The sequence below is a fragment of the Actinoplanes missouriensis 431 genome (assembly GCF_000284295.1).
GTDB classification, from domain to species: domain Bacteria; phylum Actinomycetota; class Actinomycetes; order Mycobacteriales; family Micromonosporaceae; genus Actinoplanes; species Actinoplanes missouriensis.
Window position 1 is genome coordinate 8,645,484 of sequence record NC_017093.1, and the last position, 22,521, is coordinate 8,668,004.

The window sequence follows — 22,521 nt, forward strand, 5'->3', positions numbered from 1 at the left end:
TAGAGCCGATATGTACGCGCGATTTCCATCCGCTCGGCCCTGTGCAGTCGCTGGGAGCTTTCGACGCGTAACCCATACGTGTACGGAGCGACCTATGTCTCAATCAAGCCAAGAAATCGGCGGTGACCCGTGCTCAACTTTCGGTTAGGCGCTTCAAGTGGTTAACTTCTCCGGTCCCGCTGTCAGCTCAGATCGGCAAGATGAGGGAACCTCACCTATGGCAGACATCACTGGAGACCAGCGGATCCAGTCCGAAGTGCTCGAAGGCCTCGCTACGGCCGTGAACCACCGCCGGTGGTTCGTCGAGCTTGCTCTCCCGTACCTCGGGGACAACCCGATCGAAATCGGGAGTGGCCTCGGTGACTACGCCATCGAGTGGGCGGAGCACCTTCCGCGGTTCACCGCGACCGAGGCCGACCCGGACCGCCTCGTCCTGCTCAAGGAGCGGATGGCGGACTACCCGAACATCGACGTGAAGCAGATGCTCCTGCCCGCGCCGGAGTCGAACGGGGAGTACAGCGCGGCCGTGTCCTACAACGTCCTCGAGCACATCGAGGACCACGTCGGCGCGCTCAGCAGCATGAAGGACCTGGTCCGCCCCGGCGGCCGAGTGATCATCATCGTGCCCGCGTTCATGTTCGCGATGAGTGACGTCGACTACGCGACCGGCCACATCCGGCGGTACACGAAGAAGACGCTCTCCGCGGCGTTCGTCGACGCCGGCCTGGAGATCGAGAAGATCCACTACGCGAACGCGCTCGGCCTCCTCGGGTACTACACGGCGACCAGCATCTTCAAGCTGGCGCCGAAGGAGGGCCCGATGGTCAAGATCTACGACTCGCTGGTGCTGCCGGTGACCAAGGCCGCCGAGCGGATCGCCAAGCCGCCGTTCGGCCAGTCGGTCTTCTGCGTCGCCCGGGTGCCGCGCTGACCGGCGTACCCATGAGGGTGTGAGAAAGGCCGCCGGGAAACCGGCGGCCTTTTCTCGATCCCGGCGCTCAGCCACGCACCTGGAAGGTCGGGCGGATGGTGGCCCGGGCCACGGTGTGGAAGGCGAGGTTGAAGCCGACGTACGCCGGAGAGGCGTCCGGCGTCACCTCGAGGCCGTCCACGTCGATCGCGTGCACGGCGAAGACGTAGCGGTGCGGGCGGTCACCGGGCGGCGGCGCGGAACCACCGTAGTTGCGCTCGCCGTAGTCGTTGCGGACGCAGAACGCGCCGTCCGGCAGCGGCTCGACGCCCCGCTCCAGCGAGGTGACCGAGACCGGCAGGTTCACCAGCACCCAGTGCCAGAACCCGCTGCCCGTCGGGGCGTCCGGATCGAAGCAGGTCACCACGAACCCGCGCGTCTCGTCCGGGAAACCGGACCAGGACAGCTGCGGCGACAGGTTTTTCCCGCCGACGCTGGTGTGCGCGTAAAGCTCGTCGAGCGGCTGCCCGTCCGTCACGTCCGTGCTGGTCACCGTGAAGGACGGGACCTGCGGCAAAAGATCGTACGGGTCGGGAGCCAGGGCACGGTCAAGACTCATGAAGGCCTCCGGCGGCATGGTGAGTAACTGATCAGGTTTTCCACTAAGCGCCGACATTAACCGTCTGATGTCACAGGCGTCTTTCGTCCCGTGTTCCGGCCGGTCGTCACTCCAACGGGTAAACGCACAGGTGGTGCGCACAGCTGGGAGCAAGCTGGGTGATGCTTCTGTCAGACATCCGACCGGGTGTGTGCGGCAGAGATCCCCGCGCCCGGTTGCGATACCGCGAGTGGGCACCCGTCATGTGGCGGGTGCCTACTGCTGTCCGGGTCATCTGCCCAGCCGCGCCACTCGCAGACCGCGGTAGACCTTGCGGTAGACCACTCCGGTCCGGCTGTTCCCCGCGTCGATCATCATGCCGCGGCCCATGTAGATCCCGACGTGACCGGGACCGACGACCAGGTCACCGGGGCGCGCCTGGGAGCGGGCCACGTTGCGGGCCCGCCGCGCCTGCCCGCCCGAGGAGTGCGGCAGGCTGAAGCCGACCTTGGCGTAGGCGCGCTTCGTGAATCCCGAGCAGTCGAACCCGTGCGGCCCCTCACCGCCCGGCACGTACCGCTTGCCGACCTGGGACCGGGCGAAAGCGATCACCGCGCTCATGTCCCGGCCGCCGCCTGCCGCGCGCAGTCGCCGGGTCGTGGTGCTGCGGGTGGTCTTGCGCACCGAGACGGCGCCGCGCGTCGCGACCGTCACACGCTTCTGTCGCACCGCAACCCGGCTCGCGACCCGGCCGTCGACACGGCCGCCGGCGCGGCGGTTCCCGGCGCGGCCGTCGACACGACCACCGACGCGGCCGTCGACGCGGATTCCGGCGCGGCCGCCACCGCGCTCCCCGACACGGAGGCCGGCGCGCTCCACGATACGAGCTCCGGCGCGTTCGGCGCTGGTTCCACCGCGCTCCGCGGCGCCGGTTCCGCCGTGTTCTGCGGCGCCGCTTCCGCCGCGGTCTGCGGCGCTGGCTCCCGCGCGCTCCGCGACGCGGATGTTGGAAACCCCGAGGCCGGAGATCTTGGGAAGCCGCAACGCGGGATTCTTGGCTGCCCGCAGCACGGGCGAGCCGACCGGCCGCATCCTCAGCGCGGCGGGCCGGCGGAGAATCGAACGGGACACCCGCTGCTGGGCCATCAGCCGATCCTCGAGCAGTCCGGGGGTGAGATCCGGGAGGTTGTGGAGACCGGGGGCCTCCGGTGTGGCCGGCAGGGGCGCGGGTACAGCTTCCGCGGCGTGCTCGGCGGGCTCTAGGGCCGGTGCGATGACGGCGAGCGCAAGCGCGCCCGCGGTCAGCACCCGGCGGGTGGACGAACCGTGCAGTGTTGCCTCCGAAATAGGCCCGGGGCACTCACGCGAATCCCATCCACAGCGCGACCGATGATGCTTAACCGCGCTTTTGCCTCCGTCGAACGCTCCGTCGAAGGTGGGCAATGGGAACCCGGACAACCATGCGTATTCCGTGGACCATGCCAACACAACATCGAATGAGCCGGGGCAGGATTCAGCTAATTGATCCCCCCGATCTCGCCAAAGATAAACGCGCTGCGGTCACCCGGCCGGTGGGAGGGTGATGCGTACGCCCGGTGTGGACTGCGCACCCTGCACGGAGAGTTCGACCAGCTCGACGTCGGACGGCACGTCGAAGGCGAGCACCCCGGTCACCGTCTCACCCGGGAGGATTTCGTTCAGCAGGGTCGGATAGCGATCGTTGAGAAACACGGCGGCCTGCTCCGCCGGGGCGTAGGCTACGCCGTCCGCGTCGTACGCCCGCTGCGCGCCGCTGTCGAAGAGCTCCGGTTCGCTGCCGTCGTTCTTCACCGTTACGTCGAGCAGACAGAAATGGCCCGACGCCCGCTGTTCCAACCCTTCCGGGCCGACCGATTCCAGGCCGCAGCGGACACCGTTCACCGCGAATGCGAAGTGACCCGCCACCGTGCCACCGGGTGCGGCGGTGGCGACCACGACGGGACGGCCCTCCGCCGTCACGACCGCCCACACGCCGAAGGTGACGAGCGCGACCACCGCGACGATTCCACCGGCGATCCACAGCTTCGCCCGCAGAGCGGCCGCACCGGGATCCAGCCCGTCGTAGTCCTCGACGGCGCGGGCAGGCGCAGAGCGGTGCGGTGCGTACGTCACGGAATTCCCCCAGTGGTCGGCTCCACAGCCGCGCCCGACGGACGCGCTGTCCGTCCATGCTGGGTTCGACACAGCGAAACAAGGCCGCGACTCGCCGCATATCCGACTTTATCGGGCATATACCTCCGCGATTATTCCCTCTAACGGGTGAGCACGATCTTTCCGAGATGGTCGCTGGACTCCATCAGCCGATGAGCCTCAGCCGCCTCCGCCAGCGGGAACGTGCTGTTGATGATCGGCTTGATCAGGCCGGCGGCCACCAGCGGCCACACCTGATCCCGCACGCCCGCCACGATCCGCGCCTTGTCCGCCGTCGGCCGGGCACGCAACGAGGTCGACGAGACACGTCCCCGTTTCGCCATCAGGGCACCGAGGTCGAGCTCGGCCTTGCTGCCGCCCTGCATCCCGATCACCGTGATCCGGCCGTTCGGCGCCAGCGACTCGATGTTGCGAGCCAGGTATTTCGCGCCGACGATGTCGAGGATCACATCAGCGCCGCGGCCATCGGTGAAGGCGAGCACCTCCCGTACGAAATCCTGGGTCTTGTAGTCGACCGCAAGCGACGCGCCCAGCGCCAGCAACCGCTCGTGCTTCTCCGCCCGCGCCGTGACAAGCACCGTCGCACCGAGCGCCACACCCAGCTGGATCGCGAACGTGCCGATCCCGCTGCCGCCGCCGTGCACCAGCAGCGTCTCGTCGGTGCGCAGCCTGTCCCGGTCCACCACGTTGGACCACACCGTGCACGCCACCTCGGGCAGCGTCGCCGCCTCCACCAGCGACAACCCGGCCGGAACCGGCAGCAACTGCCCCGCGGGAACCGCCACCTTCTCCGCATAACCCCCGCCGGCCAGCAGCGCACACACACGCTCGCCGACGTGATGCCCGTCCACACCCGGCCCCACCGCGCTGATCACCCCGGAACACTCCAGGCCCGGATAGTCCGAAGCGCCCGGCGGCGGCGGATAAAACCCCTGCCGCTGCAACACGTCCGCCCGGTTGACTGCGCTGGCCGTGACATCCACGACCACCTCGCCGTCACCTGGCTCCGGATCCGGCACCTCGGCCCACACCAGCTGCTTGTCCTCGATCACAATCGCCTGCATACGGCCGACTCTGCCCCACCGGTACGACAAGAAACCCGGGCGGGTGGCAAACTGGAGCAGCATCACGGGAGGATTCGCCTAGTGGCCGATGGCGCCGGTCTTGAAAACCGGTAAGGGGAAACTCTTCGTGGGTTCGAATCCCACATCCTCCGCACTTCTTTCCGGGTACGCGTAACAGCCGCCCCCAACCGCACCGAGCCCGTCCCGTGGAGTCCGCGCGGCCGTCTGCCCACTCCGGGCCGCTGCGCGGCCGCCGGCTACCGGTGCATGGTCAAGCGCAGGCCGTCCCGAACGCAGAAATAGTCACCAGTTGCAAGTCGCGGGAGGCGGCCCCGAGCTCACCAGTCGACTGCGACGCAAGCCCACGGTGACCCCCAGCCCCGTCACGACCACACAATGACCCCGCCCGCCATACACCGCGACACGGACACACGGTGACCCCCAACGCCGTCACGAACACACAATGACCCCACCCACCGTGCGCCGCGACGCGAGCACACGGTGACCCCCAACGCCGTCACGAACACACGGTGACCCGCCCGCCGTGCACCGCGACGCGGGCACACGGTGACCCCGGACAGCGCCGCGAGCACACGAAACTCGTCTCAGCATGGACAAGAGCACACCGATGCCCTGCGTGCGACCTGATCCCGGCTATAGCGTCGACCAAGGCTCACGATGACGCTGCGTGTGCCCTCATCCGCCCGCCGGCCAACGGGACGCGCTCCGACCCGTACCCGGGGAAGGGTTTCAATCGCCCGGCGGGTTGAGCACCATCTGCGGACCCGCTCCCCGGCCCGCAAGCCGGTCACTCGGATTGACCAGCTTGCAGCGCTGCAGTGACAGGCACCCGCACCCGATGCAGCCGGTCAACTGGTCCCGCAGCCGCTCCAGGACACTGATCCGCTCCTCCAGCCGATGCCGCCACCGAGCCGACAAACGGGACCAATCCCCCTTCGTCGGCGTGCGGTTCTCGGGAAGCGACGCCAGCGCCTCGCGGATCTCCTCCAGCGACACCCCGACCTGCTGAGCGATCTTGATGAAGGCCACCCGCCGCAACTCGGCACGGTCGTATCGCCGCTGGTTGCCGCCGGTGCGGCTGGCGTGGATCAGCCCTTCGCGCTCGTAGAAGCGCAGCGCGGACTGGGCGACACCGCTGCGGGCGGCCAACTCGCCGATGGTGAGCGATTCCATCCGGGCTCCCTGCAAACCTTGAGCTGAAGTGAACTTCAACTTGCAGCCTAGACACATGAACGCTCTCAGCGCACCTACCAGTCCGCTGCACTCGCTTCTGAGCCGGATCACCGGCGACGCGAAACACGCGCCGAGCGCCCACTCCACTCTGGACGTGCTCTGGGTGCTCTACGACCGAGTGCTGCGAATCACACCGGGAACCGTCGATGAACCGGACCGCGACCGGTTCCTGCTCTCGAAGGGGCACGGCCCGGCCGCCTACTACGCCGTGCTGGCCGCCAAGGGGTTCATCCCCGAGGAGTGGCTGGACAGTCTCGGCAGCTGGGAGAGCCCGCTCGGACACCACCCGGACCGGATGCTGATCCCCGGCGTCGAGGTCGGCACCGGGTCGCTCGGGCACGGCCTGGGACTGGCCGTCGGCACCGCGCTGGGCCTGCGAGCCCAGGGCTTCGACCGGGCACGGACGTTCGTGCTGGTCGGCGACGCGGAGCTGGACGAGGGGTCGAACCACGAGGCGATCGCGTACGCGGCCGCGATCGCGCTGCCGCTCACCACGGTCGTCATCGACAACCAGTCGTCCACGTACGGATGGCCGGGCGGGATCCCGCACCGGTTCCCCGGCTGGAGCGCCGACGTCGTCGACGGGCGCGACCACGATCAGATAGAGCGGGCACTGCGCCACCGGACCGGACGGCCGCACCTGGTCGTCGCCACCGTCGAGTCGAAGCGGGGTTGAGATCATGCGTGACACGTTCGTCGCCACCACCACGGACATCCTCGACGAGGACCCGCGTACCGCTCTGGTGATCGCGGACATCTCCGGGGACGCGTTCGCGCCGGTGATCCGGCGGCACCCCGACCGGGCGTTCAACGTCGGCATCCGGGAGCAGCTGATGGCCGGCGTCGGCGGTGGGCTGGCGCTCACCGGGATGCGGCCGTTCCTGCACTCGTACGCGCCGTTCCTGGTGGACCGGGCCTATGAGCAGATCAAGCTGGACTTCGGGCACCAGGACACCGGGGCGGTGCTGGTGAGCATCGGAGCGTCCTACGACGCGGCCGCCGAGGGGTACACCCATCAGTCACCGGGTGACGTGGCACTGCTCGACACGCTGGACGGGTGGACCGTGCACGTGCCGGGGCATCGCGACGAGGTGCCGGAACTGCTGCGGGCGGCGGCGCGGCACGACGGCCGGGTCTATGTGCGGCTGTCGGTGCAGGAGAACCGGCGGGCGTACACCAACGGCAGCGTGCTCAAGCGGGAGGGCGGGCCCCTCGTCGTCGCGGTCGGGCCGATGTTGGATCCGGTGCTGGAGGCCGTCCAAGGGCTGGGCGTGACGGTTTTTTATGTGAACACGCCCCGGCCGCTCGACGCTGATAACCTCAATGCACTGATAAATGATGAAATAGTGGTCGTCGAGCCTTATCTGGCGGGGACGTCGGCCAAAGTCGTCAGCGATGCGCTGCGCGGCCGGCCGCATCGGGCGTTGCACCTCGGGCCGGGCAGCGCCGAGGTCCGGCGGTACGGCAGCTGGCGTGATCACGCCCGGACGCAGGGCCTGGATCCGGCCGGTCTCCGCCACTCCATCACCGAGTTCCTCGGAACCTGAAAGCGACGATTCGGATGCCGGCTGAGGAAAGGCCGGCCACGGAAAGGCCCGCTGAGGAAAGACCGGCCACGGAAAGGCCGGTTGCGGAAAGGCCGCTACGGAAAGGCCGGATGGCGGCCTCAGGCGAGCACAGGCGCGCCCATCGGCGCACGCCGAGCCGGAGCAGCCACCACAGCCGGCCGACCATGAAACACCTGGCGGAGCAGCTCCTCAACCCGCCACACGGTCTCCGTGTCGGCCAGCCGCAGCCGGAACCGCTCCCGCACCCCGTCCACAGCCGTGGCGGCCAGTTCGATGCCCGGCTTGGACAGGTCGAGCCGCCACGTCACGTTGTTCAGATGGCGCAGGTAGGCGTTCAGGTGCAGCCGCTGCCGGTGCAGCGCCCGCGTCTCCTGGGTCACCACGAGACGGCGCTGAGTCAGCAGCAGGTAGTAATCGCCGGAGAGCGGCGCGCCGGGCCGTGCGCACCGGGCCACCATAACGGCGGCGTCATCCTGGTCGACGCACCTGCGGAACATTGTCATGTGCCGATTCGCGGCCGGGCTGGCCGATCCGGCGTCGGCGGCTTGGTGGAACGTACTGGCGAACACGTCCATGTGTTCTTTAACGCCGGATGAACGGATGAGTAGTCGGCGAGCCCCGTTGAATATTGAATTACAGTCGCTCAGCAAATGTGGTGCAGGTCATTCGCAGCGAAGCGCTGACATAGTTGTCGCGTGGAATGGCGCGTCAAACCGGTTCTCCCGGTCACGAAGCTGATGGGTGCGGTCGCCGCACTGGTGCTCGCCGCCGCGTTCGCCGAGGGGGACCCGCTGCGCTGGGTCCTGGCCGGCGCGCTCGCGGTCGGCGCCACCGGCTGGGCACTGCGTGATCTTCTGATTCCGGTCCGCCTGGCGGCGGACACGGACGGCGTCACGGTGGTCACCGGCGTCGCCCGCCGCCGGCATCTGCCCTGGTCGGCGATTGAGAGGGTACGGGTGGACAGCCGCTCCCGCCGAGGCCTGCGCAGCGAGATGCTGGAGATCGACGCGGGTGACGCCCTCTACCTCTACAGCGCGAACGACCTGGGCGCCCTCCCGGAGGACGTGGTGACCCAGCTGGCCGACCTCCGAAGCTGACCGGGGATGCGCCGCTAACCGAGGATGCTCTGGGTCCGCACGACGGCGGCCACCACCAGCACGGCCACCAGGACCGCGCAGCCGATCACCTGTTTCATCGTGCGGTTCGGCTGGTTGGCGTAGACGAGCGCGGCACACGCGAGCGCCCCCGCCACCAGACCGCCCAGGTGCCCGGCGATCGAGATGCCCGGGATGGTGAACGTGAAGATCAGGTTGATCACCAGCAGCGGAACCAGCTGACTGGAGTCCCGGCCGGTCCGCCTGTTGAGCACGATGGCGGCGATGACCAGGCCGAACGTCGCCGTGGACGCGCCCGCCGACGGCTGGTTGGGCGCCTGGAAGAGGTAGGCCGCCACGTTGCCGCCGACACCGGCGATCAGGTAGAGCGCGACGAACCGCGCCGGGCCGAGCTGCGCCTCCAGATAACGGCCGAGCTGCGCCACCAGCATCATGTTGAGCAGCAGGTGGAGCACGCCGTAGTGCAGGAACATGCCGGTGAACAGTCGGTACCACTCGCCGTTGGCGATGCCGTGCAGCTCACCGCTCGGATAGAGCGCGAGGCCGAGCACCTCACCCCAGTCGGTCAGCGAGGTGCCGGAGCCGAGCAGCCCCCAGCTGCCCGAGCCGAAGATCGCCCGGGGGCCGCCGAGGACCGCGGACGCGACCATGACCAGCGAGTTGATCACGATGATCGCGGTCGTCGCGTAACCGAGCTGGCCGGCACGGCTCCCGCCGAAGGCGGTGCGTGCCGGCCGCTGGTTGCGACGTCCCTCTTTGACGCAGTCCGGGCACTGGTGGCCGACGGACGCGTCGTTCATGCAGCTGGTGCAGATCGGACGCTCACACCTGCTGCACGTGATGAGCGTCTCCCGCGACGGATGGCGGTAGCACATCGGAACCGTCGAAGGCGCCTCACTCATGGCACCAAAGGTACCTTGAGCTGTCAGGAACGCTCGATCTCCACACGCTCGATCACGACGTCCTCACGCGGCCGGTCGCCCGGGCCGGTGGGGGTGTTCGCGATCGAGTCCACGACCTTCGCGGACTGCTCGTCGGCGACCTGACCGAAGATCGTGTGCCGGCGGTTCAGGTGCGGGGTCGGGGCGACCGTGATGAAGAACTGCGAGCCGTTCGTGCCCGGGCCGGCGTTCGCCATGGCGAGCAGGTACGGACGGTCGAAGCTGAGCTCCGGGTGGAACTCGTCGCCGAACTGGAAGCCCGGGCCGCCGCGCCCGGTGCCGGTCGGGTCACCCAGCTGGATCATGAAGCCGGCGATGACCCGGTGCGAGATGGTGCCGTCGTAGTACGGGCCGCTGCCCGGCTGACCGGTCCGCGGGTCCTTGTACTCCTTGGTGCCCTCGGCCAGTTCCACGAAGTTGCGGACGGTCGCCGGGGCGTGATCCGGGAAGAGCTGGAGGCGGATCGCACCGTGATTCGTGTGCAGGGTGGCGTAAATGTTCTCGGCCACGGGTACTCCCGTCTGCGGTGATGGGACTGTTCTCGTGCAATTCGGATCCTCCCCCATGTCGTGGATCCGGCGGCGAGGGGGTACCGGAAGAGGCAACATTGCCTGGGACAAGCACTACCCGGGGACCGACACAGGAGGTGGGCACTGGTGTTCGCAACATTGCGTCGTAGGAGCCGGAAGGCACGGATGCGCAACGAGCTCGGCCAGAGCGTGGATCACTTCAAGCGCGCCGCGACGATCGCCGCGCACGAGACGAGCGCGACTGTCGCACCGAAGATCAACGCTGCCAAGGACCGGGTCCAGCCGGCCGCGAGCAAGGCCAAGGACGCCGCGACGGACAGCTGGGACAGCGCTCTGGCCGCGCTGACTCCGCTGGTGGCGGCGGCCACGGACAACGTCCGGCAGGCCGGCAAGACGACGAAGAAGCAGTCCAAGAAGCAGATCAAGGCCCAGCAGAAGCAGGCCGCGAAGCTGCAGAAGAAGGCCGAGAAGGCCACCGGCCGGCAGAAGGGCCGCAAGGGCAAGCTGGCCGGTTACGCGCTGCTCGGCACCGCGGTCGGCCTCGGCGCCGCTTACGTGGCCCGTCGTCGCCGTGAGTCCCAGTGGGACGAGTACGAGCCGGCTGCGACCTCGCGGCCGGTCGGCGCGGACGATGCCGCGTTCGAGCCGGTGGAGCCCGTCGTGTACACCACGGCGACCGGCACCACCACCGCGACTGGTTCCCCCATCGCGAACGGCACCGTCAGCGACCCGACGAAGCAGGACCCCCGGTAACAGCCGTCAGGCTCGGCCGGCCCGGATCGGATCCAGGGCCGGCCCAGCCGGCAGGTAACGGACGAGCCGCTCCGGCACTCGCAGGGGCGGCACTTTCGGATACCCGAGGCGGCCCAGCAACTCCCGGCCGGCCAACTCGAACCGCATCCCGGCGTCGGTGACCAGATGCACCGTGTCACCGGCCGGGGAGACGAGCGCGCCCCGGCCACGGCCCACGTGCACGCGGTCGACAGGCGACGGGCCGGCCGGTCGCACGCCTCTCGGGAACGTCGCGTCAACCCGTACCCCGGCATGTGAATTGTCGCCCGCCAGGGTGACGCACGCGCTTGATGGACCGGCGCTGAGCCGGGGAATTCGCGGCGGGAGACGGTCCGGGGGCAGGCGCCGGGCGGACGCCGGCAGGCTGCGGAACTCCGCGCCGATCGTGACCGCGGAACCCAGCAGACGCGCCTGCACGGGGGTCAGCGGCGCGATGCCGTCCCGCAGCACTACCGCGAACTGATTACCGTCGGTCAGCACCTGGCCGACCGGACGCCCGGCAATCACCGACAGTGCTCCTGTGTCGGAGATCACCGGAGGTGCGATCTCGGGGCCGGGCGGTACGGCGTCGGTCCAGGCCGCCGGGACCGGCCACGGCCGTTCCCCGAACCAGCCCAACGCTCGCTGCGCACGGTCCGGCAGGGCGAAGCGCCGGCCTCCGGCAATCAATTGGGTACGGCCTGAGCCGTCCCGCACCAGCAGACCGTCCGGTTCGCTGCCACCGGTCGGCGGCGAGCCCACCAGCAGCGTCGTCTCCGTTCCGGCCACGCAGACCGACCACTGCCCGGTCAGCAGGTCCGCGGCGGCCGGGAGCGAGTCAGGCGCGCCCGGGATGCCCAGCGGCTCACCCAGCGGCACCTCCGCCAGCTTCTCGGCACGCACGGTCCGCAACCGCGGCCGGTCACCGCGGGTCAGCAGCAGGCCCGAGGTGTAGTTGAGCACCGGATGCAGGCGGCCGTCGGCGGGCAGGAAGACATATCGCGCGCCGGTGACCCGCTCCTGCAGGATCGCGTCCGGATCGGTCGCATCCGTCCAGGCGTTGCCGGTGAACAGCCCGTACGCCGCGGTGGCGCCCAGCGCGAGGGCAGCGACGAGCACGCCGGCCAGGGCGGTCAGAGTGCCCCGGCGCAGCGGCGGGCGCGGCGGGTCCGGATCGTGCGTGACCACCGCGGCGACCACCCGTTGCACGGCGAACCGATGCGAGTCCAGCTCATGCACCCATCGATTATCGCCGGGCCCCGCTGTTCCGGAAGCTCTAGAGCCAGCCGTTGCGGCGGAACGCGCGGTAGAGCAGCACGGTGATCACCGAAAGGATCGCGACCAGGCCGGGGTAGCCGTACTTCCAGCCCAGCTCCGGCATGTACTCGAAGTTCATGCCGTAGATGCCGGCGAACGCGGTCCAGACCGTGGCGATACCGGCCCACGCCGCGATCTTGCGCATGTCGTTGTTCTGGTCGACCGTCACCTGGGCGAGCCGTGCCTGCAGGATCGAGTTGAGCAGGTCGTCATAGGAGGACACCTGCTCGACCGTGCGGGTCAGGTGGTCCTGGACGTCCCGGAAGTACCGGCGGATCTCCTTCGGCACGACGCCGTGGCTCGCGGTGATCGCGGAGAGCGGGCGCTGCAGCGGCACCACCGCACGACGGAACTCCACGAGTTCCCGCTTCAGCTGGTAGATCTGCTGGATCGGGGCGGTCCGCTCGCGGGAGAAGACACCCTCCTCGATGATGTCCAGGTCGGCTTCCACCTGGTCGGCGACCTCGAGGTAGTTGTCGACCACGCGGTCGGTCACCGCGTACGCCACCGCCCAGGGGCCCTGCTCCAGCAGGGCGGCGCGCTGGGCCTCCAGGTCGGCCCGGACCGGCGCCATCTCGGACGCGTCGCCGTGCCGCACGGTGATCACGAAGCGATCGCCGATGAAGACCATCATCTGGCCGGTCTCGACCACCTGCGAGCTCTCGGTGAGCTCCTGGTGCGGCACGTAACGGGCGGTCCGCAGCACCAGGAAGTGCACCGCGCCGAACTGCTCCAGCTTGGGCCGCTGCTCCGCCTTGACCGCGTCCTCCACGGCCAGCTCGTGCAGCCCGTACGTCCGGGCGATCGCCGCCATCTCCTGCTCGGACGGCTGATGCAGGCCCAGCCAGACGAAACCGTCGCGCCGGGACGCCTCGATCAGCGCCTGGTCCGGGGTGAACTCACCCGGCAGACGCGTGCCGCTCACGTAGACGCCGCAGTCCACCACCGCGGTGTGCGAGCCCCGCCGGGCGGCGTGATCGGCGTGATCCCCGTTGTTGACGAACGGGTTGATCGCCCGCATCCGGTCGGCCCACAGCTTGCCGAGAGGCCGGCCACGAGTCCAAGCACCAGTTTCCCGCTCGGTCATACCAACCTCCCCCGGAGCGCCAAACCCATGGAGGCTACCTGGTGAGTTTCGCGCCGGTCCGTCAACTGCACGGACCGGCGCGGTGACCTCAGCCTCGTACCTCTTCGATCGCCTCGGCGATCCGCCGGACACCCTCGTCGATCTGGTCGACGGTGACCGCGGAGTACGCCAGGCGCAGCGAGTGCTTGCCGCCCTCGAGCAGGAAGTCACTGCCCTTGACGACCGCGACGCCCTTCTTCATGGCCGCCGGGAAGAGCTTGTCCACGTCGACGTCGGAGGGCAGGTCGACCCAGAGGAAGTAACCGCCGTCCGGCTCGGTGAACGTCGCGCCCGGGATGTGCTTGCGGATCGACTCGGCCAGGACCTTGGCCCGCTCGCCGAGCGCGGCGCTGACCGTGCGCACCGACTTCTCGATGTCACCGGAGACGCAGAACTGGTGCACGATCGCCTCGGAGACCATGCCCGGGGAGATGTAGAGGTTCGTCGCCTTCTTCGCGATCGCGTCGATCAGCGCGGCCGGGCCGACGAGGTAACCCACCCGGACGCCGGGGCAGACCGTCTTGGTGAAGCTGGAGGCGTGCACGACGGTGTTGTCGCTGTCCATGGAGAGCATCGACGGGAGCGGCTCGCCGCGGAACCGGATGTCCACGTACGGGTCGTCCTCGAAGATGATGAACTCGTACTGAGCGGCGAGGGCGAGCAGCGCCTGCCGCTTCTCCAGCGACAGCGTGAGGCCGGCCGGGTTCTGGTAGTTCGGGATGATGTGTGCCAGCTTCGGGCGGACACCGGACTCGAGCAGACCGCGCAGCTCGTCGATGTCGATGCCGTCCTCCCGCAGCGTCACCTGGTGCACCTTGGCGCCGAGGTTCTGCAGGTTGAGCAGGGTCCGGTCGTAGGTCGGCTTCTCCACGACCACGTCGTCGCCGGGCTGCACCAGGTGGCCGAAGAGGAACGCGTCCGCCTGCAGCGAGCCGTTCGTCACGATGACCTGGTCCGGCGAGACGTTGTGCTTGTCGGCGATCCACTTCCGCAGCGGGAGGTAACCGACGGACGTGCCGTAGGCGGTCACCCCGGCCGGGTCGGCGTCGAAAGCACGGGTGGCGGCGGCCTTCAGGCCCTCCACGTCGACGATGTCCAGCGACGGAGCGCCACGGGCAAAGGAGATCAGCTGCTCAGCGGTCATGACCCCCAGCTTAGAAGCTGGGTCTATACCATTTTCTGGGTGGTCCTTGCGAGTGCGGCTATCCTCGCTGGGCACCTTCATACCTTTATTTGGAAGGAACCACCCCATGATCGGTTTGGTACTCGCCGCCGGCGCTGGGCGCAGGCTGCGCCCGTACACGGACACGCTGCCGAAGGCGCTGGTCCCGGTTGACGGGGAAACCACGATCATGGACATCTCGCTGCGCAACCTGGCGGCGGCGGGGCTGACCGATGTGACGATCGTGGTCGGCTACCGCGCCGAGGCGGTCGAGGCGCGTGTCGAGGGCTTCCAGCAGAAGTACGGCGTCAAGATCTCCCTGGTCCACAACGACAAGGCCGAGGAGTGGAACAACGCCTACTCCCTGTGGCTGGCCCGGGACCACTTCGCCCAGGGCGCGCTCATGGTGAACGGTGACACCGTCCACCCGGTGAGCGTGGAGCACACGCTGCTCGCGAACCGCGGCCCGAGCATCCTTCTCGCTGTTGACACGGTGAAGAAGCTGGCCGACGAGGAGATGAAGACCGTCTTCAATGAAGATGGACAGCTCACCAAGATTACGAAGCTGATGGAGCCGTCCGAGGCCTACGGCGAATACATCGGCGCCAACATCATCGAGGCGTCCGCGGCCGGCAAGCTGGCCGACGCGCTCAAGGCCACCTGGGAGGCCAACCCCGACCAGTACTACGAGGACGGCTTCCAGGTCTACGCCGACCGTGGCGGCGAGGTCCGTGCCGCGTCGATCGGCGACCTGCCCTGGGTCGAGGTCGACAACCACGACGACCTCGCGAAGGCGCGGGACATCGCATGCCGCTACTAGCCCGTAGCGTCCAGACCCCGCTGCACATCGAGGTGCGGCGGGGCGCGGTCGCGGACCTCGGCAAGATTCTTGCCGATGGCCGCATCTCCTCCGGCGGTGACGTCGCGGTGGTGGTCGGCCCGGGCATCGGCGAGCAGATCGTCGACCTGCTGCGCCCGTCGCTGGCCTCGGCCGGCATCTACGTGACGAGTGGCGGCACGCTCGACGCCGCGCTCGAGCTCGCCGACAAGCTGCGCTCCGGCAACTACGACGCGGTCGTCGGCATCGGCGGCGGCAAGACCGTCGACACCGCGAAGTACGCGGCGAGCCGCTGGGGCCTGCCGATGGTGTCGGTGGCGACGAGTCTCGCCAACGACGGCATCGCCTCGCCGGTCGCCAGCCTGGTCAACGACGGCATCAAGGGGTCGTACGGGGTGCACATCCCGTTCGGCGTGATCGTCGACCTGGACTTCGTGGAGAACGGGCCGGACCTGGTCAACCGGGCCGGCATCGGTGACGTGATCAGCAACATCAGCGCGCTCGCCGACTGGGAGCTGGGTCGCCAGGTCCGCGGCGAGCCGGTCGACGGCATCGCCGCCTCGCTCTCCCGGATGGGCGCCGAGGCGATCCTCAACATGCCCGGCGACATGGCTGACGACGCGTTCGTCACGGTGCTGGCCGAGGCGCTGATCTCCAGCGGTCTGGCGATGGCGGTCAGCGGCAGCAGCCGGCCGTGCAGCGGGGGCTGTCACGAGATCATCCACGCCACCGACTCGCTCTTCCCGGACACCGCCTCGCACGGCGAGCTGGCCGGCTTGGGTGCGCTGTTCTGCACGTTCCTGCGCGGGGACGAGCGGCGGTTCGCCCAGATGGCCGACTGCCTGGAACGCCACCAGCTGCCGCGCACCCCGTCCGACGTCGGGCTGAACGCCGACCAATTCGTCAAGGTGATCGAGTTCGCGCCGCGAACCCGTCCGGACCGATACACGATCCTGGAGCACCTCGCGATGACTCCCGAGGAGATCCACCGGAAGCTGGCTGAATATGACGACGCCGTCGCGGCCCGCTGAGGCCCCGCCGACCGCCGCCGACTACTACGCCGCGAACCGGGGCGGCGGCCTCTTCAGCGAGGCGGTCAGTCAGCGGATCGGCGCGCAGATCGCGGTGCGGGCGCACCGGCACCACCTGTCGCCGACCGTCCTGACCGTGTTCAACCTCGGCCTGGGCTGCCTCATCTCGTTCGCGGTGATCGTGGCGGCCGGGCCGGTGGCGGACGGCTTCCCGGCGGCGCCGGTCGGCCTGCTCGCGCTGATCGGCTGGCAGCTGGCGTACGCGTTCGACTGCTCCGACGGCCAGCTGGCCCGGGTGACCGGCCAGTCCAGCCCGGCCGGCGCCCGCCTCGACGTGCTCTGCGACGTCGCGGTGCAGTCGTCGCTCGTGGCGGCGCTGGCCGCGACGGCGAAGGCGCAGGAGCCGGAGACGCCGGCGTGGCTGCTCGCCGCGTTCGCCGCCACCTGGATGGTCAACCTGGTCACCTCGGTGATGCAGACCAGCGACAAGGCGACGAGCATGGTGACCAGCCAGTCGCTGCCGGTCCGGGCGGTCAAGCTGATCCGCGACTACGGCGCGGTGGTGACGCTGGCCGGCGTCGTGCTGACCGTGGCGCCACAGTGGACCGTGTGGTTCGTGGCGCTGTTCACCCTGATCAACGGCGGGTTCCTGGCCGCGAGCATCGCGTTCACCGGCCGGGCGGCGCTGCGCGGCTGAGACTGCTCAGACCCGTACCGGAATAGCGCTGGACGAGCCGAGCACCTGACCGGTCTCGTCCAGCGCCTCCGCCACCACGTACTCCGGAATCCCGGCCACCGGGAACGACGTCTCGAAACCGGCCCGATCCGCCTCCGCCGACGCGGCCAGCCTCCCCGGCTGCCCGCCGGCCCGCGCCCGCCACCGCCGTACCCCGGTGTGCCCGTTCCAGCTCGCGCTGACGATCGTGTTGCCACCCTCGACCCGCAGACCCAGCGCCGGCTGATCCTGCGCGGCCGCGGCCCACCGTGCCTTGTACGCCCGATACGACTGGTTGTCGCCCGGAAGGTGCCCGGCCAGCCGCACCCGGCCGTCCGCGTCGTGCTCGGTGAAGTGCGGCTGCTGCCCCCACCCCACGAACGACCCGCCGTCGGCGAGTTCCCGGAAGTTGCCCTGCGTCGGTGCGGAGATCCGGTCCGGGTGCACGTACTCAGCCACGAACGTGACGGCTTCGGCCTTCTCGTCGACCCGGAACACCAGGCCGCGCGAGTACTCCTTCTCGACGGTGATCCCGGCGCCGTTGTCGAAGACGCTGTAGCTGCCGTCCCGCCGCCGCTGGAAGTCGTGCTGCCAGGAGAACGCCGACCTCTCGTCGACCTGGAAGCCGGACTTCTTGCCGCCGATCCGCCAGAGCACCTCGCCGGTGCGCCGGTGCACCTTGTAGACCGCCCAGGTGTGCCGCGCGGAGAGGAGCAGGTGCCCGTCGGCGTCCAGGCTGACCGAGTTCGGATGCAGGTAGTCGTAGGGGAGGTGGGACGAGTCGCCCTGGGGCAGCGGGGCATACGACTCGGCGACGCCGATGTGATCCCTGGCACGCCACTCGAAGACCTTCCGGCCGGTCGCCACGTCGACCTCCTGGAGCACGCCGTCGTGCAGCACCCCGTCGGCCGGTCCGCCGAGCGCCGTCAGGTCGTACGCCACCGGGTCGTACACCCAGAACAGCGCCGTCCCGCGGTCGGTGAGCACCAGATCGTGCTGGTCGGCCTGCTCGGTGCCGGTCGCCCTGATCCGGGTGATCTCCCGGTACGCCTGATCGGCGACGACGAACTCGCCCTGGCCGACGCCCTGCCCGCCGGTGCCGCCGATCGTCCCCTCCCACCAGGTCAGCACGGGCTTGCCCCGGTAGGTCTGCGGCTTGAAGTCGATCGCCACGGTCGCCGGGTCGGGCACCTTCCGGAACCAGACCGGCGAGCCCTGCTCGTCGACGATCAGCGGCCCGCGCAGCGCGGACCCGGCGAACGGGGTCAGGAAGACGAACTCACCGGACGGCTTCGACGCCGGCGTGGTGATCGTGACGTCGGGGAGGGCGTCGAGGTCGGGGCGGGAGCGATACTGGGCCGCCGGCGCCGCGGGCGCCGGCGATGTGCCCGGCTGCGCCGTCGTGGCGGGCGCGGACGACCGGCCGGCGAGGTAGCCACCTCCACCGGCCGCCACCGCTGCAGCCGCCGAGCCCAGGATCAGAGTGCGCCGAGAAATGGTCACGCCGGAGGCGGTTCCCGGCCGGACCGAAGATCTACCTCAATGAACCCTGTGAATTCATGTCCGCGTAGATCTCGATGAGCCGCTTGGTGAGCACGTCGGGGTGGAAGTGCCGCAGGTACCGCTCGCGAGCGGCGACGGCAGCCGCCGGTGCCCCGGCCCGGGCCGCCGGGAGCACGGCGGCCAGCGCGGCCGGGTCCGGCTCGGCGAGCCAACCGGCGGATCCGGCGCCCTCACCCACCATGTACGGGATGCCGCCGACCGCGGTCCCGAGCACCGCCCGGCCCGACGACATCGCCTCCAGGATCACCGTCGGCAGCACGTCCTCCCAGGTGGGCGCCGCGATCACCACGGCCGAGACGGTGCGGGCCGCGATCATCCCGGCCCGGTCGAGCGGTCCCAGGTAGAGCACGTCCGACCGCTCGGCGGCAGCCTGCTCGGCGAGCGGCCGCAACTCGCCGTCCCCGGCGATCCGCAGCACCCCGAGGGACCCGTCCGGGTGCCGTCGCCAGGCGTCCAGCAGCAGCCCGAGGCCCTTCTCGGGGGAGAGCCGGGCGCCGTAGAGGAATCCGTCACCGAGCGGCGCGGGCGTACCCGGGTCCGGCAGCCCGTTCGGCTTGATCACGATGCGCTCGGGCGCCACCCCGTAGTCGACCAGGTGCGCGGCGATCTTGTCGGTGAGCGCGATGTACCGGTCCACCGAGTGCCACGTCGGCCGATGCACCGCCAGGGTGGTCGCCATGATCGCGCTCTGCGCGGCGGATCCGCGGTAGCAGCGGTGCTTGATCGCCGGCCAGCCGAGCAGCTTGCCCCGGCAGTCCTGGCAGTTGTGGCCGTCCCGGAAGTAGAGGCCGGAGGAGCAGACCTGCCGATAGTTGTGCACGGTCTGTACGACCGGCACGTTGTGGGCGTGCGCCGTCCGGATCACCCAGGGCGAGAGCAGCGGGTAGGGGTTGTGCAGGTGCAGCACATCCGGTTTTTCGGATTTCAGTAAAGATGCGAGATCTTTCTGCGCGGAAACCCCATATATTGGATAAATCGGTAGTAGCGCCTTCTGAGCGCCCGGCATCTTCCCGATCGAGTCCGAACTCCGCTGAAACGGCACCACGTCAATGCCGGCCTCCCGCAGCTGGCCGATCTCCGTGTCCACGATGACGTTCTCACCGGACGGGATCGCCTCGCGGTACCGGTTGTGCGCTACCACCACCTTCATGGCGCGAAACGCTACCGTGAGACTGTGCCCGAACTCCCCGAGGTCGAGGCGCTCGCGGCATACCTGCGTGAGCGCGCCGTCGGCCACACCGTGGACCGTTTCGAAGTCGCCTCGTTCAGCGCGCTGAAGACGTACGATCCAGCGCCCTCCGCCGTGAAAGACCTGCCGATCACGAGCGCCGGCCGGCACGGCAAGTTCCTCGACGTCGGCATCGGTCCGGAGATCCATCTCGTCGTGCACCTGGCCCGCGCCGGCTGGCTGCACTACCGGGACTCCTTCAAGTCCCCGGCCCCGCTGAAACCGGGCAGCGGCCCGATCGCGATCCGGGTCCGGCTGGACGACGGCTCGGGGTTCGACCTGACCGAGGCCGGCACCCAGAAATCACTCGCGGCATATCTGGTCCGCGACCCGTCCGAGGTCCCCGGCGTGGCGAGGCTGGGCCCGGACGCGCTGGCTGTCTCGCGCGACGAGTTCGCCGACCGGCTCCGCGCTCAGAACGGCCAGATCAAAGGCGTGCTGACCAGCCAGGAGGTGCTGGCCGGAATCGGCAACGCCTACTCGGACGAGATCCTGCACGCGGCTAAAATGTCACCTTTTGCCCTCACCGGGAAGCTCACCGACGACCAGATCACCTCGTTGTACGAAGCGATGCGTGAGGTGGAGACCGACGCGGTCGAGCGCTCGGTCGGGCAGAAAGCGGCCGAGCTCAAGGGGGAGAAACGCGCCGGGATGCGGGTGCACGCCCGTACCGGCCTGCCCTGCCCGGCCTGCGGCGACACGGTGCGTGAGGTGTCGTTCGCGGACAAGAGCCTGCAGTACTGCCCGACGTGCCAGACCGGCGGCAAACCTCTCGCGGATCGCCGCATGTCCAAGCTGATGCGGTGAAACTGCCACCACTTGGTCACGGAGGGTGCATACCGCGATTGCTGCCACAACGTCACCTTCTCTCCGGCCGATCCATCGGTATAGTGGCCCGGTCCCTGGCAACCGTTATGACGCGAACGGGTATCGGCGGACCCGCCGACGATCCAAAGGTCGTGGCGGTGCGTAATCTTTTTCCGGATGCGGGAGGACGTAGGCGAAGTGACGACTAGCCTGCATCGCCCAACAACCGACAGCAGCCGGAGCCAGCCCGTGGGGTACGACAGCTTCGAGTGGCAGCAACAGCCGCCGCCGAGCAACGGCGTACCCCGATCCGCGTGGACCCGGCAGAAACGCCGCCTGTCCCGCTGGCACCGGCCCTACACCGCCGCCCTGATCCTCCTCGACCTGATCTCCACGCTGGTGGCGAGCTACATCGCCGACGCGTTCCTGGAGAAGTCGAAGAGCGGTTTCATCAACCGCTCCTGGGGACTCTTCGACGGCATCGAGCTGTTCAACTTCTTCGCGTACGTGGTGCTGCCCCTCGGCTGGCTCCTCCTGCTCTGGATCAACGGCACCTACGACCGGCGCTACCTCGGTCTGGGCAGTGAAGAGTTCAAGCGGGTCGTCCGCACCTCGGTCACGGTCGTGGCCAGCGTGTCCCTGCTCGCGTTCGCCACCAAGACCGACCTGTCGCGTGGCACGGTCGCCACGGTGTCGCTGAGCGCGCTCGTCTTCATCCTGCTGTCCCGCGTCGGCGCCCGGCAGTTCCTGCACTTCGCCCGCCGCAGCACCGGCCACGGCGCGCATCGGATGATCCTGGTCGGCACGCTGCCGGAGGCGCTCGAGGTCTACACGGCCGTCACGCGCAGCCCGGCCGCCGGCCTGATCCCGGTCGCCATCCACCTGACCGATGGGTACGCGGCGGCCCGCGGCATCGAGACCCCCGTCCCGGTCTACGCCGGTCGTGACGTGCTGTCGCTGGTCCGCGAGGTCGGCGCCGACACGATCGCGGTCTGCGGCTCGGCCAGCGCCGAGCCCGGCGAGCTGCGCCGTCTGGCCTGGCAGCTGGAGGGCACCGGCGTCGACCTGGTGGTCGCCCCGCAGCTCACCGACATCGCCGGCCCCCGCGTGCACATCCGCCCGATCGAGGGCCTGCCGCTGCTGCACGTCGAGGAGCCGACCCTCTCCGGCCCCGGCTGGCTGATCAAGAACCTGATGGACAGGTCCGCCGCCGCCCTCGGCCTGCTGCTGATCAGCCCGATCCTGGCGATCATCGCGATCGGCATCCGCCTCTCCGACCCCGGCCCGGTCTTCTTCCGGCAGACCCGGGTCGGCCACGACGGCCGTACCTTCCGGGTCTGGAAGTTCCGGACGATGTATGTCGACGCCGAGGAGCGCAAGGCCACCCTCGAAGAGCTCAACGAGTCCGACGGCATGCTCTTCAAGATGAAGCACGACCCTCGCATCTTCGCGTTCGGTCAGAAACTGCGCGCCACCTCACTCGACGAGCTCCCTCAGCTGATCAACGTCCTGAAGGGCGAGATGTCCCTGGTCGGCCCCCGCCCGCTCCCCGCGGACGACGGCGACTACCTGGGCGACGTCCGCCGCCGCCTCCTGGTCCGCCCCGGCATCACCGGCCTCTGGCAGGTCTCCGGCCGCTCCGACCTGAGCTGGGACGAGGCGGTTCGGCTGGACCTGTACTACGTGGACAACTGGTCCCTGACCTACGACCTGAGCATCCTCTGGCGCACCATCTTCGTGGTCCTGAAGCGCAAGGGCGCCTACTGACCCCCACCAAAGCCGCAGCGGCGCGG

The 22,521-nt window shown here is 69.2% G+C and carries 23 protein-coding genes and 1 tRNA gene; 11 read left to right on the top strand and 13 right to left on the bottom strand.

The window, feature by feature from the left end; all coding sequences use genetic code 11:
• Window positions 1–217 precede the first annotated feature (217 nt).
• Window positions 218–931: a class I SAM-dependent methyltransferase gene (locus AMIS_RS39510; RefSeq protein WP_014448102.1), complete on the top strand. Its 714-nt coding sequence runs from the start codon at window positions 218–220 to the stop codon at window positions 929–931.
• A 67-nt stretch (window positions 932–998) separates the two neighbouring features.
• Here AMIS_RS39510 and AMIS_RS39515 read toward each other — a convergent pair whose 3' ends face one another.
• From AMIS_RS39515 to AMIS_RS39530, 4 genes are all read right to left on the bottom strand, one after another.
• Complete coding sequence (locus AMIS_RS39515; RefSeq protein WP_014448103.1) at window positions 999–1,529, bottom strand: YbhB/YbcL family Raf kinase inhibitor-like protein; 531 nt, start codon at window positions 1,527–1,529, stop codon at window positions 999–1,001.
• A gap of 270 nt (window positions 1,530–1,799) precedes the next feature.
• The gene (locus AMIS_RS44510) at window positions 1,800–2,816 is read right to left on the bottom strand and encodes a C40 family peptidase (protein ID WP_014448104.1); all 1,017 of its coding nucleotides are present in this window, start codon (window positions 2,814–2,816) and stop codon (window positions 1,800–1,802) included.
• 252 nt (window positions 2,817–3,068) lie between these two features.
• Entirely contained in the window at window positions 3,069–3,659 is a 591-nt protein-coding gene (locus tag AMIS_RS39525) for a DUF4352 domain-containing protein (RefSeq protein WP_014448105.1), read from the bottom strand.
• Between the two features lie 140 nt (window positions 3,660–3,799).
• On the bottom strand, window positions 3,800–4,762 hold the full coding sequence (locus AMIS_RS39530; RefSeq protein WP_014448106.1) for an NAD(P)H-quinone oxidoreductase: 963 nt from the start codon (window positions 4,760–4,762) through the stop codon (window positions 3,800–3,802).
• 67 nt (window positions 4,763–4,829) lie between these two features.
• Between AMIS_RS39530 and AMIS_RS39535 the strand changes: the two genes are divergently transcribed.
• A tRNA-Ser gene (locus AMIS_RS39535) sits at window positions 4,830–4,914 on the top strand.
• A gap of 598 nt (window positions 4,915–5,512) precedes the next feature.
• On the opposite strand, the gene soxR is transcribed toward AMIS_RS39535, so the two are convergent.
• The gene (gene soxR / locus AMIS_RS39540) at window positions 5,513–5,956 is read right to left on the bottom strand and encodes a redox-sensitive transcriptional activator SoxR (protein ID WP_014448107.1); all 444 of its coding nucleotides are present in this window, start codon (window positions 5,954–5,956) and stop codon (window positions 5,513–5,515) included.
• Between the two features lie 55 nt (window positions 5,957–6,011).
• Here soxR and AMIS_RS39545 point away from each other — a divergent pair, with 55 nt between their 5' ends.
• Together AMIS_RS39545 and AMIS_RS39550 are read left to right on the top strand one after the other, a co-directional pair.
• Window positions 6,012–6,692, top strand: a complete 681-nt coding sequence (locus AMIS_RS39545; RefSeq protein ID WP_014448108.1) for a thiamine pyrophosphate-dependent enzyme — start codon at window positions 6,012–6,014, stop codon at window positions 6,690–6,692.
• Window positions 6,693–6,696: 4 nt separating this feature from the next.
• A complete protein-coding gene (locus AMIS_RS39550; RefSeq protein WP_014448109.1) occupies window positions 6,697–7,563 on the top strand; it encodes a transketolase family protein in 867 nt (288 codons plus the stop codon).
• Window positions 7,564–7,682: 119 nt separating this feature from the next.
• On the opposite strand, the gene AMIS_RS39555 is transcribed toward AMIS_RS39550, so the two are convergent.
• Window positions 7,683–8,087 (bottom strand): hypothetical protein, encoded by a 405-nt coding sequence (locus AMIS_RS39555; RefSeq protein WP_197537992.1) that lies wholly within the window; start codon window positions 8,085–8,087, stop codon window positions 7,683–7,685.
• Between the two features lie 192 nt (window positions 8,088–8,279).
• Here AMIS_RS39555 and AMIS_RS39560 point away from each other — a divergent pair, with 192 nt between their 5' ends.
• On the top strand, window positions 8,280–8,681 hold the full coding sequence (locus AMIS_RS39560) for a PH domain-containing protein (protein WP_014448111.1): 402 nt from the start codon (window positions 8,280–8,282) through the stop codon (window positions 8,679–8,681).
• Window positions 8,682–8,695: 14 nt separating this feature from the next.
• Here AMIS_RS39560 and AMIS_RS39565 read toward each other — a convergent pair whose 3' ends face one another.
• Both AMIS_RS39565 and AMIS_RS39570 read right to left on the bottom strand, forming a co-directional pair.
• Entirely contained in the window at window positions 8,696–9,601 is a 906-nt protein-coding gene (locus AMIS_RS39565; RefSeq protein ID WP_014448112.1) for a rhomboid family intramembrane serine protease, read from the bottom strand.
• Between the two features lie 23 nt (window positions 9,602–9,624).
• Window positions 9,625–10,149 (bottom strand): peptidylprolyl isomerase, encoded by a 525-nt coding sequence (locus AMIS_RS39570; RefSeq protein ID WP_014448113.1) that lies wholly within the window; start codon window positions 10,147–10,149, stop codon window positions 9,625–9,627.
• A 186-nt stretch (window positions 10,150–10,335) separates the two neighbouring features.
• On the opposite strand from AMIS_RS39570, the gene AMIS_RS39575 reads away from it, so the two are divergent.
• Complete coding sequence (locus tag AMIS_RS39575; protein ID WP_014448114.1) at window positions 10,336–10,923, top strand: hypothetical protein; 588 nt, start codon at window positions 10,336–10,338, stop codon at window positions 10,921–10,923.
• A gap of 6 nt (window positions 10,924–10,929) precedes the next feature.
• Here the strand turns inward: AMIS_RS39575 and eccB are convergent, their stop codons facing one another.
• The 3 genes from eccB to AMIS_RS39590 all read right to left on the bottom strand — a co-directional run bounded on the left by eccB (window position 10,930) and on the right by AMIS_RS39590 (window position 14,528).
• The gene (gene eccB, locus AMIS_RS39580) at window positions 10,930–12,180 is read right to left on the bottom strand and encodes a type VII secretion protein EccB (RefSeq protein ID WP_014448115.1); all 1,251 of its coding nucleotides are present in this window, start codon (window positions 12,178–12,180) and stop codon (window positions 10,930–10,932) included.
• A 37-nt stretch (window positions 12,181–12,217) separates the two neighbouring features.
• Entirely contained in the window at window positions 12,218–13,345 is a 1,128-nt protein-coding gene (locus AMIS_RS39585) for a magnesium and cobalt transport protein CorA (protein WP_014448116.1), read from the bottom strand.
• An 88-nt stretch (window positions 13,346–13,433) separates the two neighbouring features.
• Entirely contained in the window at window positions 13,434–14,528 is a 1,095-nt protein-coding gene (locus AMIS_RS39590; protein ID WP_014448117.1) for an aminotransferase-like domain-containing protein, read from the bottom strand.
• A 106-nt stretch (window positions 14,529–14,634) separates the two neighbouring features.
• Here AMIS_RS39590 and AMIS_RS39595 point away from each other — a divergent pair, with 106 nt between their 5' ends.
• The 3 genes from AMIS_RS39595 to AMIS_RS39605 are packed head-to-tail and all read left to right on the top strand — an operon-like array spanning window position 14,635 to window position 17,112.
• Entirely contained in the window at window positions 14,635–15,366 is a 732-nt protein-coding gene (locus AMIS_RS39595) for a phosphocholine cytidylyltransferase family protein (protein WP_014448118.1), read from the top strand.
• Window positions 15,354–16,415 (top strand): iron-containing alcohol dehydrogenase family protein, encoded by a 1,062-nt coding sequence (locus AMIS_RS39600; protein WP_014448119.1) that lies wholly within the window; start codon window positions 15,354–15,356, stop codon window positions 16,413–16,415. The genes AMIS_RS39595 and AMIS_RS39600 overlap by 13 nt, the downstream gene beginning before the upstream one ends.
• Window positions 16,390–17,112 (top strand): CDP-alcohol phosphatidyltransferase family protein, encoded by a 723-nt coding sequence (locus AMIS_RS39605; RefSeq protein ID WP_014448120.1) that lies wholly within the window; start codon window positions 16,390–16,392, stop codon window positions 17,110–17,112. Before AMIS_RS39600 ends, AMIS_RS39605 begins: the two co-directional genes overlap by 26 nt.
• Window positions 17,113–17,118: 6 nt before the next feature.
• Here AMIS_RS39605 and AMIS_RS39610 read toward each other — a convergent pair whose 3' ends face one another.
• Together AMIS_RS39610 and AMIS_RS39615 are read right to left on the bottom strand one after the other, a co-directional pair.
• The gene (locus AMIS_RS39610) at window positions 17,119–18,633 is read right to left on the bottom strand and encodes an arylsulfotransferase family protein (protein ID WP_231859187.1); all 1,515 of its coding nucleotides are present in this window, start codon (window positions 18,631–18,633) and stop codon (window positions 17,119–17,121) included.
• A 31-nt stretch (window positions 18,634–18,664) separates the two neighbouring features.
• Window positions 18,665–19,843, bottom strand: coding sequence for a glycosyltransferase family 4 protein (locus AMIS_RS39615; RefSeq protein WP_014448122.1), 1,179 nt, complete (start codon window positions 19,841–19,843; stop codon window positions 18,665–18,667).
• 24 nt (window positions 19,844–19,867) lie between these two features.
• Here AMIS_RS39615 and AMIS_RS39620 point away from each other — a divergent pair, with 24 nt between their 5' ends.
• Window positions 19,868–20,728, top strand: a complete 861-nt coding sequence (locus tag AMIS_RS39620; protein ID WP_014448123.1) for an Fpg/Nei family DNA glycosylase — start codon at window positions 19,868–19,870, stop codon at window positions 20,726–20,728.
• A gap of 177 nt (window positions 20,729–20,905) precedes the next feature.
• Window positions 20,906–22,495 (top strand): sugar transferase, encoded by a 1,590-nt coding sequence (locus AMIS_RS39625; RefSeq protein WP_014448124.1) that lies wholly within the window; start codon window positions 20,906–20,908, stop codon window positions 22,493–22,495.
• Window positions 22,496–22,521 lie beyond the last annotated feature (26 nt).

Excerpts from the sequence above, each read along its gene's own strand:
- AMIS_RS39510 (WP_014448102.1), top strand. The coding sequence starts at position 218 with ATGGCAGACATCACTGGAGACCAGCGGATCCAGTCCGAAGTGCTCGAA.
- AMIS_RS39515 (WP_014448103.1), bottom strand. The coding sequence starts at position 1,529 with ATGAGTCTTGACCGTGCCCTGGCTCCCGACCCGTACGATCTTTTGCCG.
- AMIS_RS39530 (WP_014448106.1), bottom strand. The coding sequence starts at position 4,762 with ATGCAGGCGATTGTGATCGAGGACAAGCAGCTGGTGTGGGCCGAGGTG.
- soxR (WP_014448107.1), bottom strand. The coding sequence starts at position 5,956 with ATGGAATCGCTCACCATCGGCGAGTTGGCCGCCCGCAGCGGTGTCGCC.
- AMIS_RS39545 (WP_014448108.1), top strand. The coding sequence starts at position 6,012 with ATGAACGCTCTCAGCGCACCTACCAGTCCGCTGCACTCGCTTCTGAGC.
- AMIS_RS39550 (WP_014448109.1), top strand. The coding sequence starts at position 6,697 with ATGCGTGACACGTTCGTCGCCACCACCACGGACATCCTCGACGAGGAC.
- AMIS_RS39555 (WP_197537992.1), bottom strand. The coding sequence starts at position 8,087 with ATGACAATGTTCCGCAGGTGCGTCGACCAGGATGACGCCGCCGTTATG.
- AMIS_RS39565 (WP_014448112.1), bottom strand. The coding sequence starts at position 9,601 with ATGAGTGAGGCGCCTTCGACGGTTCCGATGTGCTACCGCCATCCGTCG.
- AMIS_RS39575 (WP_014448114.1), top strand. The coding sequence starts at position 10,336 with ATGCGCAACGAGCTCGGCCAGAGCGTGGATCACTTCAAGCGCGCCGCG.
- AMIS_RS39585 (WP_014448116.1), bottom strand. The coding sequence starts at position 13,345 with ATGACCGAGCGGGAAACTGGTGCTTGGACTCGTGGCCGGCCTCTCGGC.
- AMIS_RS39590 (WP_014448117.1), bottom strand. The coding sequence starts at position 14,528 with ATGACCGCTGAGCAGCTGATCTCCTTTGCCCGTGGCGCTCCGTCGCTG.
- AMIS_RS39595 (WP_014448118.1), top strand. The coding sequence starts at position 14,635 with ATGATCGGTTTGGTACTCGCCGCCGGCGCTGGGCGCAGGCTGCGCCCG.
- AMIS_RS39600 (WP_014448119.1), top strand. The coding sequence starts at position 15,354 with ATGCCGCTACTAGCCCGTAGCGTCCAGACCCCGCTGCACATCGAGGTG.
- AMIS_RS39605 (WP_014448120.1), top strand. The coding sequence starts at position 16,390 with ATGACGACGCCGTCGCGGCCCGCTGAGGCCCCGCCGACCGCCGCCGAC.
- AMIS_RS39615 (WP_014448122.1), bottom strand. The coding sequence starts at position 19,843 with ATGAAGGTGGTGGTAGCGCACAACCGGTACCGCGAGGCGATCCCGTCC.
- AMIS_RS39625 (WP_014448124.1), top strand. The coding sequence starts at position 20,906 with ATGCGGGAGGACGTAGGCGAAGTGACGACTAGCCTGCATCGCCCAACA.